This is a genomic window from Dyella sp. A6, from assembly GCF_036320485.1.
In the GTDB taxonomy this organism is placed as follows: Bacteria; Pseudomonadota; Gammaproteobacteria; order Xanthomonadales; family Rhodanobacteraceae; genus Rhodanobacter_A; species Rhodanobacter_A aluminiiresistens.
Genome location: NZ_CP132911.1, coordinates 3,328,911 through 3,344,974 on the forward strand (window position 1 = coordinate 3,328,911; position 16,064 = coordinate 3,344,974).

Genomic DNA, 16,064 nt, shown 5'->3' on the forward strand with positions numbered 1-16,064 from the left:
GATGACGTCTTCCTATGCGACCTACCCCAGCCTGCGCGACCGCGCCGTCCTGATCAGCGGCGGCGCCACCGGCATCGGCGCGGCCTTTGTCGAACACTTCGCCCGCCAAGGCGCCAGGGTGGCCTTCCTCGATATCGACGAGGCCGGTGCTGAGGCACTGCTTGCCGGTCTCGGCGAGGTGGCGCACACCCCGGCATTCTTCCGTTGCGATATCACCGACCTCGATGCGCTTGAGAGCGCCATCCGCGCCGCGCGCGCGCATGTCGGCCCGATCGCGACACTGGTCAACAATGCCGCCAACGACGTGCGCCATGCACTGGCCGACGTGGACGCAGCCGGCTTCGAGCGCAACGTAGCGGTGAACCTGCGCCATCAGGTGTTCGCCACCCGCGCAGTGATCCCCGACATGCAGGCCCTCGGCGGTGGCTCGATCATCTGCCTGGGTTCGACCGGATGGATGAAAAAGAACAGCGGCTACCCGCTCTACGCGATGGCCAAGGCCGCCATCCACGGCTTCGTCAACGGCATGGCCCGCGAGCTGGGACGGCAGAACATCCGCATCAACGCGCTGGTGCCCGGCTGGGTGATCACCGAGAAGCAGCGCGCGCTGTGGCTGGATGCCGAGGGCGAGGCCGAGATCGCCCGCGTGCAGTGCATGCCCGGCTACCTGATGGCCGATGACCTGGCGCGCGCCGCGCTGTTCCTCGCCGCCGACGACAGCCACATGTGCACCGGCCAGGATTTCATCGTCGACGGCGGCTGGGTATGAACGGTACCGCTATCCGGGCCGTGGTGGACGCGGGCAACGTGCTGGGTGAAGGCGTCACCTGGTGCGACCGCGCGCAGGCCCTGTACTGGACCGATATCCAGGCCGCCACGCTGTGGCGTTACACCCCAGCCGACGGCGAGACGCGGCAATGGACCCTGCCCGAACGCCTGGGCTCGTTTGCCTTGTGCGAGACGGACGGCTGGCTGCTGCTGGCACTGGCCTCGCGGCTGGCGTTCTTCCGTCTTGCGGACGGTGCGCTGCACACGCTGTGCGAGATCGAACCCGGACTGCCCACCCGCAGCAACGACGGTGCCTGCGACCGCCAGGGCCGCTTCGTCTTCGGCACCCTGCACGAACCGCAGGACGGTGGCGCGAAGCAGCCGATCGGCAGCTTCTGGCGCCTGGATGCCGACCTCACCTTGCGGCGCCTGCCGCTGGAAGGCGTGGCGATCAGCAACAGCATCGCCTTCAGCCCCGACGGCGGCACGATGTACTACTGCGATTCGCCGACCCGTTCGATCCGCTGCTGCGACTATGGCGACACGGTGAGCAACCCGCGCACCTTTGTCGACCTGCGCGGCATGACCGGCGAACCGGACGGCTCGTGCATTGATGACCATGGTGGGCTGTGGAATGCCCAATGGGGCATGGGCCGGGTGGTGCGCTACCGCGCGGATGGCCGTCCAGACCGCATCGTGCTTGTACCCGCACGCCAGCCGACCCGGCCCGCCTTGGGCGGTGCCGCACTCGACACGCTCTACATCACCAGCGCCCGCGACGGCCTCGACGACAAAGCACTGGCCGCCGACCCGCAGGCCGGCGCGCTGTTCGCCGCATCGGTCGGGGCGCATGGACTGCCTGAACCACGCTTTGCGGGCAAACCGCCGGCTGATCGGGCATGATCCATATCTCGTAGCCATCCAATAGAGCCGCCCAGACGGCAAATCACGGGGAGAGATCGATGAATGCCACCACCGCAACTCCGGTTGCCAGTCACTCGAAGGCCACCGCGGTCTTCGTCTGTATCCTCGCCGCGTTGGCGGGCCTGATGTTCGGACTGGACATCGGCGTGATTTCCGGCGCGCAGCAGTTCATCCAGAAGGAATTCGCGGTCAGCGACGAAACCATCGGCCTGATCGTCAGCATCATGATGGTCGGTGCCGCCGCCGGCGCGCTGATCGCCGGCTGGCTGTCGGGCCACCTCGGGCGCAAGCGTTCGCTGATTCTCGGCGCGGTGCTGTTCGTCGCCGGCTCGCTGCTGTGCAGCGTGGCCTGGACACCGGACGTGCTGATCGCGGGCCGGCTCGTGCTGGGCGTGGCGATCGGCCTGGCCAGCTTCACCGCACCGCTGTACCTGGCCGAGATCGCGCCGGAGTCGATCCGCGGCGCGATGATCTCGCTGTACCAGCTGATGATCACCATCGGCATCCTGGTCGCCTTCCTTTCGGATACCGCTTTCAGCTACTCGGGCAACTGGCGCTGGATGCTGGGCGTGATCGCCATTCCCGGCGCGCTGTTCCTGCTGGGCGTGGTGTTCCTGCCCTACAGCCCGCGCTGGCTGATGATGCGTGGCCGCAAGCCGGAGGCCGAGCACGTGCTGCACAAGCTGCGCGGCAGCCTGGACACCATCCAGAAGGAAATCGCCGACATCGAGGAACAGCTGAAGACGCCGCAGCGCGGCATCCACATGTTCTTCCAGAACTCGAACTTCCGCCGCTCGGTGTATCTGGGCGTGCTGCTGCAGGTCATGCAGCAGCTGACCGGCATGAACGTGGTGATGTATTACGCACCGCGCATCTTCCAGGGCATGGGCTACGACACCGCCTCGCAGATGTGGTTCACCGCGGTGGTGGGTCTGGTCAACGTGCTGGCCACCTTCATCGCCATCGGCCTGGTCGACCGGCTGGGCCGCAAGCCGATCCTGTATGTCGGCTTCGTGGTGATGGCGATCGGCCTCGGCGTGGTCGGCACCATGATGCATCTGGGCATCCACACCCACGCCCAGCAGTTCTTCACCGTCGGCATGCTGCTGATCTTCATCGTCGGCTTCGCGATGTCGGCCGGCCCGCTGATCTGGACGCTGTGCTCGGAAATCCAGCCGCTCAAGGGCCGCGACTTCGGCATCGGCTGCTCCACCCTCACCAACTGGGTCGCCAACGCCATCGTGGGCTGGTCGTTCCTGCCGCTGCTCAACAGCATCGGCGACGCCAAGACCTTCTGGCTCTACGCCGCCTTCAACGTGGTGTTCATCGGCCTCACCCTGTGGCTGGTGCCGGAGACCAAGGGCGTCACGCTGGAACAGATCGAGCGCAACCTGATGGCCGGCAAGCCGCTGCGTCGGATCGGGCAGTAACAAGGCCCGGAGAGATGAGAAGAAGCCTGCCGATCGGCAGGCTTCTTTTTTTGTGCCGAATCAATCGAACCGGCTACACAGACTTGCGACAAGCATGCTGTTGCCCGGGTTCACCTATTGATTGCTGCCAGTCACGCAACGCCGTCACTGGTTGACTCCTGATAGACGCCAGTGACCAGGGCCGCCAGCCAATCCGGCGCTCGAACTCCTGCAGCCTGACTCCACCGCCATCCATTGAGACTCACGTCTCTGGACTATGGCGTTCGGCGGCATCCTGCACCACCGGGCGGCCCATGACAAAAACTGGCCGTCAAGCTCCATACGACTGCCATCCCTCCCTCGTCAACGGGTAGCCCGCCGGACTCCAGGCACAGCCGCACATTCGGCGCCCCTCGGCACACTGGGACCACGCCCCCCCCGCAAGACTCATAAGTCCATACGCACCGCGATTCTGGGCATGTGCTGGCTCATCTGCAGGCTACCGATGCACATCGCGCCAGCTAACAAGCGAAAGCGGCATATGGATGTTGCGGCGCAGCTTGACGCCATACGATCAAATCGTTTTATCTTAAAATACTACTTAATGATGAGCGATACGAAGGAGCCGCTCAAAGTAGCTTGGAAAGGTTCTGTTGGATTTGCTTCAAAACTAGTGAGTAGCCGCCACATAGCAGCGGCATCTGAATCGCGCGACTGAGGGGTAGCACGACTCGATTCGAACAAAAGGCCTGGCGCCGCGCGACACCAGGCTCATCGTTCACGAATTCACATACATGTCCACGAGCATTTCGCATTTAGGGGAAATCCATGCAACGAACAAAACTGACGTTCTCAGTGTGCCAAGCACTTGCCATCATGGCGGGAGCCGGCGTACTCGGCTATAGCATGCCTAGTTATGCGCAGACCGGCGCATCCGCCGCCGCCCCCAGCGCATCCGTCACGTCTTCCCACAAGACCACGAGTACCAAGAACAACAAGAAGAAGAAGGTGGTCAATCTGACGGCGATCAGCGTCACGGGCCAGCTCGCGGCGATTCAGCGTGCCGAATCCATCAAACAGAATGCCGTCAACGTCGTCGACTCCATCTCTGCGGAAGAAGCAGGCAAGTTCCCGGACCCCAATGTCGCCGACGCACTGCAGCGTGTACCGGGCGTATCGGTCAATCGCAGCGGTGGTGAGTCCAGCCAGATCGCAATTCGAGGCTTCGGCCCCAACTTCGTCGCGGTGACGATCAACGGCCGCCAGATGGCTACTGCTTCGGGTTCACGCGCTTTCGATTTCGCGGTGCTTCCGTCGGACATCATCAGCGTCGCACAGGTCAACAAGACTTCGTCCGCTGATATCTCGGAGGTCGATATCGGTGGTGTCGTGAACATCCAGACAGCACGACCGCTGGACTTCAATGGCTTTCACGCAACAGGCAGCGTTGCAGGCGTCAACAACAATCTGACCGGAAGCTGGTCCGGGAAGACCACACCCAATGCATCGGGCCTCGTCGGCTGGACGAATGCGAAGCACACCTTCGGCTGGTTGATGTCAGCGCAGTACTACAGGCGTGACGATACTCAAATCAACACCCAGGCAAGCTCCTGGTATGCGAACCAGGACATTTCAAAGCTTTCCGGGTTGAGCAACCCCAACTACACGCATGTCGCCATACCGGAGACGCTGGCAAACAACGTCATCAACGAGCAACGTACGCGCAAGAGCTTCACCGGCGCCATCGACTGGCAACCGATTGATCGCCTCACCATCCAGTTCGACACCCTATATGCGAGCTACCACATCAATCCGCTGGAGCACGAATTCGGCGAGTACGGCAACGCAGGCGACATCCAGTCACTCACCACGGACAGCAACAACACCGTGTTGAACTATGTTCGGAAAAATACCGGCACGATGTCGAACGATTATGTCGTTTCCTACAATCCAAGCGACGAGTTCATGCAGCAGAACGGATTGAACTTCGCATTCAATGTCGACCCTTCGACCACGGTCACACTGGACGTTTCCAAATCCAAGGCATGGAACAAGCAGAGCCCCAACGGATACTTCTCGGTGATCGGCACACGCAATGTTGGCGTCAATCCGACCTGGACAAACAATGGCAACAGCAGTCCACCGAGCTATACCAATATCCTTTCCACCACCAACATGGGGGATCTGTATGCGCACTGCTGCAATGAAGGCGGCCAATCCAACAATGTCACTGACGGCATCACCGAATATCAGCTGAACCTCTCGAAGGATTTTGAGAGCGGACTTCTTTCCACTTTGGAATTCGGCGTACAAGAAAACAAGCAGTACAACAAATCCGTCCAGTGGGTTACTCCCCAGGGCATACTCTGCAATGCCTACTGTGGTTATGCGGTGTCGGTGCCTGCCAGCGCCGTCGGCGCCTATATCTACACACCACCTTCGCCAATCAGCGGCGTTTCGCAGCCGGGCCTTCCAAGACAGTGGATTCAGTACAACGCCCTGGAATACATGAAGTGGCTGACAACCCCCGCGGCCTACAATCAGCTGACTCCGGACAAGCGTGCGGCCCTGCTTGCGGCACTTGCCCAATACGGCAGCTTCGGACCCAAGCTCAATCCGGGCAGCTTCAACGAAGTGCAAGAAACCGACAAAGCCGCTTTCGTCAAGGCTGTTTTCGAAGGCTCGATGTGGGAGATGCCATGGACTCTCGATGTCGGTGCGCGATATATGCACGTGAGCTCCGTATCGCAGGCGATCTTTCAAGAGCCCATTAGCTACTACGTCGATCCCAATGACAGCAGTGCGAGCCAGGTCACATTCGGACCATTGAAGCCGCAGTCCGCGACCGGCGGTTATCACAAGTGGCTCCCTTCCATCAACTTCAAGCTGAACTTGCTTGACAACCTGATCTATCGTCTGGCGTTCTCCAAAACGCTGACTCCTCCGGCACTGAACAATCTTTATTACAACCAGAGCTTCGGTACTCGTCCGGAATCGCTGACGATCTCCCAGGGCAACCCCAATCTTCAACCGTATACATCGATCAACTACGACACCGGCCTGGAGTGGTACATCAACGACTCCAGCTATTTGGCAGTTGAAGGTTTCTACAAGAAGGTCAGCAACTTCAGCACGATCGTAAGCACTCCCGTACAGTTCCTCGGCCAAACATGGTCACTGAGCGAACCGATCAACCTGAATTCGGCAAATATCTATGGTGAAGAACTGACCTTCAACTATCAGTTCAATCATCTTCTTCCCGCACCGTTCGACGGCCTCGGCATGGCCTTCAACTACACGCACGTCAGCAGCAGCGCCAATCTCAATCCTGGAACGATTGCCGCCTCCGGCAAGTTTGCAGTACCGGGTATCGGTGATTCGGCGAACCTCAGTGGGTACTACGAAAAGGGCCGCTGGCAAGTGCGCCTGGCCTACAACTGGCGCGGTAAATATCTGGAAAGTCTCGCTTATGGATCAGGTGCCCAGCCCGCCACGCGTACCGCCTATGGAGAGCTTGACCTGAGTGCTAGCTACAAAATCAACCATCACGTCTCGCTGTTCGTGTATGGCACGAATCTGACCCAGTCGCATCTTTACGACTACTCCGTGTATCCGAACCGTTTCCTGTACGCGGAAGCTGACGGCACGGTGTATACCGTGGGCATACGCGGCACATTCTAACTAATGGCGCTCCCCAGCCCGTGCGCCGGTTCCAGGTACCGCTTCGGAACCGGCGTCTTTTACTTCTGCAACGGATACTTCGTCATCTGCATGCCAGAGCATCCCATCGACCATGGCCAGCTTGAATTCCATGACCACCGTGGCAGCGCAACGACATGAATGTGTCTAGGCACGAACACTCCGGCATCTGCCGACCTCATCACTACAAGGTGGAGAGAAATCGATGAATCGCTTCCTACGCTGCTTGCCAAAGGCGGCAACACCGCTTGTCATTACCATTACGATCGCTATGGGTGCTACACCCGTCATGGCCGCACAGAGCGCACCCGCGCTGCCACAGATGGGCTTCAACAACTGGAACTCCACTCACTGCCGCCCTGCATTCAATGAAAAGATGATCCGGGGCATCGCCAATAAATTCATAAGCCTTGGTCTGCGCGATGCAGGCTACCGTTACGTCAACATCGACGACTGCTGGGCCAACTGGAAGCGTGACAAGAACGGCAGGCTCGAAGCGAACCCCAAGCGCTTCCCGAGCGGCATCAAGGCCCTGGCCGACTACATCCACAGCAAGGGTCTGAAGTTCGGCCTGTATTCGAGCGCAGGCACTTCCACCTGCCAACCATTGGAAGAGAACCGTGGATTTCCTGGCGGTCTGGGACACGAGAAACAGGATGCCGCGACGTTCGCGTCCTGGGGCGTGGACTACCTGAAGTACGACAACTGCAACAACCAGAATGTCCCTGCGTTGAAGCGCTATACCGCGATGGCTGAAGCACTTCGTGCGACTGGCAGGCCTATATTCTTCAGCGTGTGCGAGTGGGGCGAGAACAAGCCGTGGCTTTGGGCCGGAAAGCCACCGGTCGACGCTGGATCGTGGCGCACCACTGGTGACATCAGCGACAACTACGCTTCGATGTTGAAGAACTTCAAGCAGAACGTGGTACTCGCCAAATACGCCACACCTGGCCACTGGAATGATCCGGACATGCTCGAGGTGGGCAACGGCGGCATGACCGATGTCGAATACCGCAGTCAGTTCAGCCTCTGGTCGATCATGGCCGCACCACTACTCATTGGCACCGACCTGCGCACGATCAAGCCGGACGCGCTGAAGATTCTGCTCAACAAGGATGTGATCGCGGTAGATCAGGACCCGCTGGGCGTACAAGGCAGACAGGTGAGCGACACGAATGGCATCCACGTCATCGTCAAGCCACTCGAGGGTGGCAGTGAAGCCGTGGCGGTATTCAACGAGACCGATACTGCACGCAAGGTGAGCATAAGTGCCTCCGAGATAGACCTGAAGAAGGGTATGAACTATCGCTTCCGAAATCTGTGGACGCACAGGGCTCGGACGGGCGACGGCTCCATCAAAATCGACCTCCCAGCGCATGCGACTGCGATGTATCGCATCAGCCGCCTTTGAAATGCAGGCGATGACTGATTCGCACATGCCTCCACGCCGTAGTGACCCATCGTGCTGCAAATAAAAAACAGGTCACTCAGTGTGCAGGTCCTTGCCGAAGCCGGCGGTGGCATCGCCGGCTTCGACTGGCATGGCCGCAACGAACCGATTTCCTTGATGCGACGTTACAAGCCTTCAGGGCATCGTATCGACCCCAACCAACTTTCCTGTTTTCCCCTGGTGCCCTGGAGCAATCGCATCTCCGACAACGGATTCGAAGTGGAAGGCCGCTGGATACCTTTGTCGAGCAACCGCGAAGATGAACCCTGGCCCATCCACGGCAGTGGCTGGCAACGTGCATGGCAAGTGACGTCACATACAACCCACGAAATAAGGCTTTCCCTGACGCAGCGCTCTGCCACGGCTTATTGCTACGAGGCGAGTCTGCAATACACCTTGCTCGAAGACGCCCTGCAGGTCGATATGGCTGTCACCAACATCGCCTCGCTATCGATGCCCTTCGGGCTCGGACTGCACCCATTTTTTAACCGTGGCGACAGCGTGCGCTTGATGGCGCCGGCATCCAATGTTTGGCTCAATAACGGTCAAACGCCTCTGCCGACCCAATATGTCGATATTCCACCGGAGTGGGACTTTCGCGCCGAACGCGCATTACCGGAACAAGGTATCGACAATGCCTTTCAAGGCTGGACGGGCGAAGCTGTGATCCATTGGCCTGGATCGCAGCTTGGGTTGCGGATCGACGCCGGAACCGATGCTTTCGTGCTCTATACGCCAGCCGACCGCGACTTCTTCTGCTTCGAACCGGTCGACCATCCCATCAACGCCGTGCATCTTCCAGGAGGACCGGACAAGCATGGGATGACGATGCTTTCGCCACGAGCCACGCTTCAACGTCGATTCGTGTTCAGCGTGCTCGATATGCCGAAAGACTGATCGGAACGGATAAGTTGCGCATGAAATTTCTTTCTACTGCCACGAACTACTGCCACGAACACTTTCATCAACTCTCACCATCAGGCATCGCCCACTTCGCTGAAACACACGTCGATGAATCAGCAGCGTCCCGAAGTGCAGGTGCAATGTCAGATCGATTGATCTTTATATGAGGAAGATGGCAATGACGCGTACTCAATGGATCAAGGCTGCACTGATCGCCAGCAGCCTCGCGCTCACGGCGGCGGCCCCGGCCAGCACCGACACCAGAGCGGCAGCATCCGCACCGAAGACCCACCGCATCACCTTCGACAAATACAGCTTCCTGATCGACGGCAAGCGGACCTATATCTGGTCGGGCGAATTCCACCCCTACCGGCTGCCGAGCCCCGGGTTGTGGCCGGACATCTTCCAGAAGATGAAGGCGGCCGGGTTCAACACCGCATCGATCTATTTCTCCTGGGGTTACCACTCGCCGCGCGACGGCCAGTACGACTTCAGCGGCGTGCGCGATCTCGACAAACTGCTCGACGACGCACGCGACGCCGGCATCTACGTGATCGCTCGTCCCGGTCCCTACATCAACGCCGAGGTCGACAGTGGCGGCTTCCCGCTGTGGCTGACCGAGAAACCGGTCAGGAACCGCAGCCCGGACCCGGCCTACCTCAAGCTTGCCGACCAGTGGATGACGCAGATCGACCGTATCCTCGCCCGGCATCAGCTCACCGACGGGCGCGGCACGGTGATCGCCTACCAGGTCGAGAACGAGTACTACAACGGCTCGCCTGCGGGCCGTGCTTACATGCAGCACCTTGAGGACAAGGCGCGTGCCGACGGCATCACGGTGCCGCTGGTCGGCAACCATAACGCCACCTTCGTCACCGGTAAGGGCGCCGTCGATGTCAGCGGCTGGGATTACTACCCGCAGGGCTTCGACTGCTCGCATCCGTCGCAGTGGAAACCGGCGCCCGACATGGCCGCACATCACTTTGCCGGCGAGCCGCTGTTCACCGCCGAGTTCCAGGGCGGCGCGTTCGACCCGTGGGGCGGTCCGGGCTATGCCAAGTGCGCGCAGCTGATCAACGACCGCTTCGCCAACGTCTTCTACAAGGAAAACATCGCTGCCGGGGCCACGGCCCAGAATTTCTACATGCTCTACGGCGGCACGTCGTGGGGCTGGCAGGCGATCCCGCAGAACTACACGTCCTACGACTACGGTGCCGCCATTACCGAAGGGCGGCAGTTCGACCCCAAGTATTACGAGGACAAGCGGATCGGCTATTTCCTCCACGCCGTCACGCCGATCACCAAGACCAACCCGATGCAGCCGGGACGGCTCGACGACCCGCGCCTGATCGACCGGGCACGGATCAATCCGGACACCGGCACGCAGTTCCATCTGGTGCGCCACGGCGACACCACCGCGTCGAGCGTCGAGCAGGCGCACCTGACGCTGTCATTGAAGGAAGGCCGTTTCAGCATCCCGCAGCAAGCCGGCACCACGCTCACCATCGATGGCCGCGAGAGCAAGCTGCTGCTCGCCGACTACACGTTCGACGCGACCCGGATGATCTATTCGACGTCCGAACTGATGACCATCGCGACCATCGGCAGCCGCGATGTCGCCGTGCTCTACGGTCGTCATGGCACCGACGGCGAGACCCTGCTCGGCTTTGCCGCCAGGCCAAAGGTGACCGTGCTTGCAGGTCATGTGACATCGCACTGGGAACAGCATGGACTGCGGCTGGACTACCGACATGACGGCCTGGCGCAGGTGCTGATCGAGGGCGGCAGCAAGCCGCTGCTGCTGCTGATCGGCGACAACCGGGCCACCCAGTCGATCTGGCGGCAGGACACGTCACGCGGTCCGGTGCTGATGATCGGCTCGCACCTGCTTCGCAGCGCACATTACGACGACGGCACCCTCGCGCTGACCGGCGATGGCGACAGCGACACCCATGCATGGCTGTTTGCCGGCGATGCAAGCCGGGTCACCTGGAACGGTCGCCCGCTGTCCGCCACCCGCACGGCATCCGGAGCCCTTGCGCTGACCCTGCCGGCACCGCGACCGGTCGTGCTGCCGACACTCGACCACTGGACGCGCCGCACCGGCGCGCCGGAGATCGCCCGCAACTTCGACGACGCCCATTGGAAGATCGCCAATCGCACGACCACCAGCAGCGTCACCAAGCCCGGCACGCTGCCGGTGCTGTTTGCCGACGATTACGGTTTCCACACCGGCAACACCTGGTACCGCGGCCACTTCACCGTCAACACCGGTCACGTCGCCCCTACCGGGCTCAAGCTCAAGGTCATGAGCGGCGGCAAGGCGGGCGCCTTCACGGTGTGGCTCAACGGTCATTTCCTCGGCAGCGTGACAGGCAGCGAACTGGGCGCCTTCAGCTTCCCCAGCCGCATGATCGTGCCGGGTGACAACGTCGTCTCGGTACTCACCGTCGACATGGGACACGAGGAGGATTACGACTCCACCGGCGAGAACCGCACCGCCCGCGGCATCGTCTCGGCCGAACCGGTCGGAGCCACGGCAAACGCGATTACCTGGCGACTGCAGGGCGCGATCGTCGACGAGAGCCCGCTGCGTGGTCCCTACAACTTCGGCGGGCTTTACGGCGAGCGCAGGGAATGGCCGATCAAGCCCGGCAACCCGGCCGACTGGCACCCCGCCACGCTGCCGGCCGACACCAGCACGCCCGGGGTGACCTGGTATCGCACCAGCGTTCCGCTCGACCTGCCCAAGGGCCAGGACACCTCGCTGGGTCTGCAGATCAAGGACCCGCCGGGCCGGCACTATCGCGCGATGATCTTCGTCAACGGCTGGCAGATGGGCAATTACGTCGCCGACCTGGGACCGCAGCACCGCTTCCCGATTCCCGACGGCGTGATCGACCCCCACGGCAACAACAACATCACCATCGCCGTGTGGAAGACCGATCGCACGCCGGGCGGCCTGGGCCGCGTCTCGCTGGTCGACTTCGGCTCGTACACCTCGCCGATCGACGTAAGCACGATCCCGGCGGGGAAGTGACATGCCCGGAGCATCGCGCTGCAAGACAGGCATCGGAATGAAGCCGCCTGCACTTGTCGCGCCGATGCTCCCGGGCACCCCGGCACCGGCGGTCAAGGGACCGTCCGCCGCAGATCCCGGACAGGGCATCTGCGGCGGCACCCGGTCGCCAACCCGGTCCATCGCGGACATGGCCAGCTGATATTCGAGCAGCCGGCCAAGGCGATCGCGGTTGTCGCCATCGTGCACAAATTGCGCTACCGGCAGGCGCGGCCAGTGCCGTGCCTGCCGGTAGCCAGTAACGGCTGTCTCTGCCTGCGCGACAGGAGCAAGCTATACATACCGGACCGCCCCGGAATCCGTGTCATGAGCCTGCGCAGCCTGTTCGTCGACTTCAACAGCTATTTCGCCTCGGTCGAGCAGCACGAGACGCCGTCGCTGCGCGGCCGGCCAGTGGGCGTGGCGCCGGTGGACGCGGAAACCACCAGCCTGATCGCCGCCAGCTACGAAGCCAAGGACCGTGGCGTCGGCACCGGCACGATGGTGCGCGAGGCACGGCAGCGCTGCCCCGGCATCGTCATTGTCACGGCACGCCCGGACCGCTACGTGGCCTGGCACACCACGCTGAAGCAGGCGATCGACCGCGCCATTCCGATCGCCCACGTCGGTTCGATCGACGAAATGGCGTGCGAACTGATCGGCCGGCAACGCCAGCGCGAAGTAGCCGAACAGATCGCCCGGCAGGTGAAGCACGAGATCGCCAAGGTCGCGCCTGGCGGTGCGATCCGCTGCTCCATCGGCATCGCGCCCAACGCCTTTCTCGCCAAGACCGCTTCGGACATGCACAAGCCCGATGGGCTTACCGTGATCGAGCAGGCCGACCTGCCCCAGGCCCTGCACGGCCTGGCACTGCGCGACCTGTGCGGCATCGGCGCGTCGATGGAAGCACGCCTGCAGGCCGAGGGCATTTTCACCGTGGCGCAGCTCACCGCCGCCTCGAAACTGCTGCTGCGACGTGCCTGGGGCGGCATCGAAGGCGAACGCATGTGGAGCCTGCTTCGCGGCGCCTGGCTGACCACGCCCGAAACCGAACGCAGCTCACTCGGTCACTCGCACGTGCTCGGCCCCGAACTGCGCCACCCCGAGGGCGCCCGCGCCGTACTGAAAAAATTGCTGGTGAAAGCGGCGATGCGGCTGCGCCGCGACGAACTGCTGGCCGGCGCCATGGCGGTGCGCATCCGCTTCGTCGGCATCGACGCGCGCTGGGAACGCGACCTGCGCTTCGAACCCACCGGCGACAGCCGCGAACTGCTGCATCTGCTGACCATGGCGCTGGACGGCCGCCATCCCGGCCGACGTCCGCTGCCCGGTCCGGCGCGCGCGGTGCCGCTGTCGGTCAGCGTCACCCTGTACCAGTTGGTCGAACGCCGGCACAGCACCGGCTCGCTGTTCGCGCCTGCCACGCAGCGCCCCGGCGTCGACACGGTGGTCGACCGCATCAACGCGAAGTTCGGCCTCAACAAGGTCTACTTCGGCGGCATGCAGGCCGCGCTGGCACAGGATGCCGCGCCGATGCGCATTCCCTTCAGCCGCATTCCCGATGCCGGCAGCGAAAAGGAAGCCGAACACAACGCGCTGTGGCTGCAATCGATCAACCGCTTCAAGGCCATCGCCGAAGGCAGTCACCGGCAACGCGAGAAGGAACGCAATCCGCGTTGACGCGACAACCGACTGCCACGGCTAATGTCGTCCCAGACCGTCCTGCACACGCCGGTTGGTCTGCCGCACCGCTTTCACGAAACCGGCGAATGGTAGGTCGGTGACGCCGACCAGGCCGATGTGGCTGTTCTCGCCGTCGAGCAGGCGCCCGGCGACGGGTTCGTCCACGTATTCGAACCAGTGCGCACCGACGATCAGGGGATCGGCCGCGGCGGCCTGCACGTAGCGCGCATAGGCCTGTCCGCGCTGAGCTTCGGTCCACACCGACGCCACGCCCTTGCCGAACGGCCCGCGGTCGTCGGAGCCAAAGTGGAATTCGGTGATCAGCACCGGCTTGTCCAGCCGGCGCAGCGCAGCCTCGTCGAAGCCGTGTTGCGGCAGGTCGGCGTAGATGTTGAAGCTCACCACGTCGCAATACCGCGCGCAGGCCGCCACCGCTTCCGGCGTGTTGACCGCGAAGCGGCCGCCCAGGAACAGGTGATGCGGGTCGTCATGATGGATCGCCTGCGCCACGATGCGGAAATAGGTGTCGGCGTAACGTCGCAGCCATGCGCTGTAGTCGCCGGCGATGGCCGGATGCGCCGCGTCCGGCAGCGGCGCCGCGAAACCGGCAGCGTCCAGCGCCTGCCACGCACCCAGTGCGATGCCCCAGGCGGCGGCCAGTTTCTGCGGCGTGCCGTACTCTTTTTCCAGGTCCGCGATGAACGCCTGCTTGGCCGGGCTGCGCGGCCCGCCGCGCAGGGTGCCCAACGCCAGCCCCCAGCGGCCTTGCGGGCCGATGCTGGCCCAGGCCAGTTCGTTGTCTGCGAAGTAGCCGAGCAACCAGGGATCGTTGCGCACGCCCCGCGTCGCCTTCGCCACGGCGGCGGCCGCTGCCTGCGCGAAACGCGGGTCGAACGGATCGGGCATGCGGCCCCAGTAGTCGTAGCCGCTGGAGACATGGGCGAAATCGCCCCGGATGTTGATCGGCAGTGTGTACGCCAGCCGGTGCATCACGCCCAGTGCCGGGTCGCTCCAGTTGCCGAGCGTGTTGAACCCCCAGGCCTTCAGACGTTCCAGGGTCAGCCGGCGCCAGGCATCCAGCCAGCCGGGGCCGTCGATGCGGTAGAGGTTGGCGGCATAGAAGTCGAACCAGCGGCCATGGTTGTCGCCCATGCCCGCACTAGCGCCGCTGTCCGGCCGACGATCGTCGCCACGCCCCCAGAACGCGGCCCACGGTCCACTATCCGGCGGCAGGTCGCGGAACATGTAGGCACGTCCCTGCACATAGCTGCGCACCTGCTGCGCCGCCACGGCATTCACGCCCAGCGAGAAGAAGCCATGGCCGTCCGGTGTCACCAGCCACCAGCGACCGTCACGTTTCTGTGTGTGGAACCAGCCGGTCCTGCGCAGCAGGACATTCCGCAGCCCGCCATAGACGTCCAGGTCCTTGCCGGATTCGGCCAGCTCCGCTTTCAGCGCTGCAGCGGCCTTCGCGTGGGCGGCGCGCAGGGCCGCGTCGCTGGCGATTTTCTGCGGCCAGCTGCCACGCGTGTACTGGCCGTAGCGATCGACGATGTCGGCATAGGCCGCATGCAGCACGGCATCACCAGGCACCGTGCCCAGCCGGCCCAGCAGCAGCGTCTGTGCTGCCTGTGGCGCAGGTATCGACAGCCGCACCGCATGCACCGCCGCGAGGTCGATCGCGCCCCGCACCGTGGTCGCCAGCAGCATCGGCTGCCCGTGGTCGTCGAACGGCATCAGCGGCCCGACCTGCATGCCGAAGCGACGCGGCGAGATGGCGTGCAGCGGCACCACTACTGTCTGCGGCGGCCCGGCAGGCACGCCGACGGTGGTATCGAGATGTTGCCCCGACCCGCTGTCCACCGCGATCTGCACGGTGACCGCCCACGGCATCGCGTTCTGCAGGCGCAGGTGCAGTTCGCCCTGACCGCGCCAGTTCCATGTGCCGGCGTCGGGCCGGATCGTCAGCTGGGGATGTGGTGATGGCTGGAACACATAGCGTCGCTGCAGCACGCCGTCATTCGCGCGTTCGGGTGCTGTCACCGGCGACACCTGCTGCAACCCGACCCGTACCGATGACGTCGGACCGGCCAGGTCGACCCACTGCGTGGCCGAAGCCGGCGCTACCAGCCACATACCGAGCACACATGCACCGAGCCACTTCATGCCA

General features: G+C 62.9%; 10 protein-coding genes. 8 read left to right on the forward strand and 2 right to left on the reverse strand.

Going from position 1 to position 16,064, the window contains the following annotated elements:
- The first annotated feature begins 1 nt into the window (after window position 1).
- From RA164_RS14865 to RA164_RS14880, 4 genes are all read left to right on the forward strand, one after another.
- Window positions 2-769 (forward strand): SDR family NAD(P)-dependent oxidoreductase, encoded by a 768-nt coding sequence (locus RA164_RS14865; protein WP_329741615.1) that lies wholly within the window; start codon window positions 2-4, stop codon window positions 767-769.
- Entirely contained in the window at window positions 766-1,671 is a 906-nt protein-coding gene (locus RA164_RS14870; RefSeq protein WP_329741616.1) for an SMP-30/gluconolactonase/LRE family protein, read from the forward strand. Before RA164_RS14865 ends, RA164_RS14870 begins: the two co-directional genes overlap by 4 nt.
- Before the next feature lie 59 nt (window positions 1,672-1,730).
- Complete coding sequence (locus RA164_RS14875; RefSeq protein WP_412731046.1) at window positions 1,731-3,122, forward strand: sugar porter family MFS transporter; 1,392 nt, start codon at window positions 1,731-1,733, stop codon at window positions 3,120-3,122.
- Between the two features lie 807 nt (window positions 3,123-3,929).
- Window positions 3,930-6,782 carry a TonB-dependent receptor gene (locus tag RA164_RS14880; RefSeq protein WP_329741617.1) on the forward strand — a complete coding sequence of 951 codons (2,853 nt, stop codon included), beginning with the start codon at window positions 3,930-3,932 and terminating at the stop codon, window positions 6,780-6,782.
- Here RA164_RS14880 and RA164_RS14885 read toward each other — a convergent pair whose 3' ends face one another.
- Window positions 6,783-6,914 (reverse strand): hypothetical protein, encoded by a 132-nt coding sequence (locus RA164_RS14885; protein WP_329741618.1) that lies wholly within the window; start codon window positions 6,912-6,914, stop codon window positions 6,783-6,785.
- Window positions 6,915-7,005: 91 nt separating this feature from the next.
- On the opposite strand from RA164_RS14885, the gene RA164_RS14890 reads away from it, so the two are divergent.
- From RA164_RS14890 to RA164_RS14905, 4 genes are all read left to right on the forward strand, one after another.
- Window positions 7,006-8,211: a glycoside hydrolase family 27 protein gene (locus RA164_RS14890; RefSeq protein ID WP_329741619.1), complete on the forward strand. Its 1,206-nt coding sequence runs from the start codon at window positions 7,006-7,008 to the stop codon at window positions 8,209-8,211.
- 81 nt (window positions 8,212-8,292) lie between these two features.
- Complete coding sequence (locus tag RA164_RS14895; RefSeq protein WP_412731047.1) at window positions 8,293-9,147, forward strand: aldose 1-epimerase; 855 nt, start codon at window positions 8,293-8,295, stop codon at window positions 9,145-9,147.
- 184 nt (window positions 9,148-9,331) lie between these two features.
- Window positions 9,332-12,193 (forward strand): beta-galactosidase, encoded by a 2,862-nt coding sequence (locus tag RA164_RS14900; protein ID WP_329741621.1) that lies wholly within the window; start codon window positions 9,332-9,334, stop codon window positions 12,191-12,193.
- A 345-nt stretch (window positions 12,194-12,538) separates the two neighbouring features.
- A complete protein-coding gene (locus RA164_RS14905; protein ID WP_329741622.1) occupies window positions 12,539-13,891 on the forward strand; it encodes a DNA polymerase Y family protein in 1,353 nt (450 codons plus the stop codon).
- A gap of 21 nt (window positions 13,892-13,912) precedes the next feature.
- Here the strand turns inward: RA164_RS14905 and RA164_RS14910 are convergent, their stop codons facing one another.
- A complete protein-coding gene (locus tag RA164_RS14910) occupies window positions 13,913-16,060 on the reverse strand; it encodes a beta-agarase (protein WP_329741623.1) in 2,148 nt (715 codons plus the stop codon).
- Window positions 16,061-16,064: the final 4 nt, after the last annotated feature.

Coding starts and splice junctions, on each gene's coding strand:
- RA164_RS14865 (WP_329741615.1), top strand. CDS start 2: ATGACGTCTTCCTATGCGACCTACCCCAGCCTGCGCGACCGCGCCGTC.
- RA164_RS14870 (WP_329741616.1), top strand. CDS start 766: ATGAACGGTACCGCTATCCGGGCCGTGGTGGACGCGGGCAACGTGCTG.
- RA164_RS14875 (WP_412731046.1), top strand. CDS start 1,731: ATGAATGCCACCACCGCAACTCCGGTTGCCAGTCACTCGAAGGCCACC.
- RA164_RS14880 (WP_329741617.1), top strand. CDS start 3,930: ATGCAACGAACAAAACTGACGTTCTCAGTGTGCCAAGCACTTGCCATC.
- RA164_RS14885 (WP_329741618.1), bottom strand. CDS start 6,914: ATGGAATTCAAGCTGGCCATGGTCGATGGGATGCTCTGGCATGCAGAT.
- RA164_RS14890 (WP_329741619.1), top strand. CDS start 7,006: ATGAATCGCTTCCTACGCTGCTTGCCAAAGGCGGCAACACCGCTTGTC.
- RA164_RS14900 (WP_329741621.1), top strand. CDS start 9,332: ATGACGCGTACTCAATGGATCAAGGCTGCACTGATCGCCAGCAGCCTC.
- RA164_RS14905 (WP_329741622.1), top strand. CDS start 12,539: ATGAGCCTGCGCAGCCTGTTCGTCGACTTCAACAGCTATTTCGCCTCG.
- RA164_RS14910 (WP_329741623.1), bottom strand. CDS start 16,060: ATGAAGTGGCTCGGTGCATGTGTGCTCGGTATGTGGCTGGTAGCGCCG.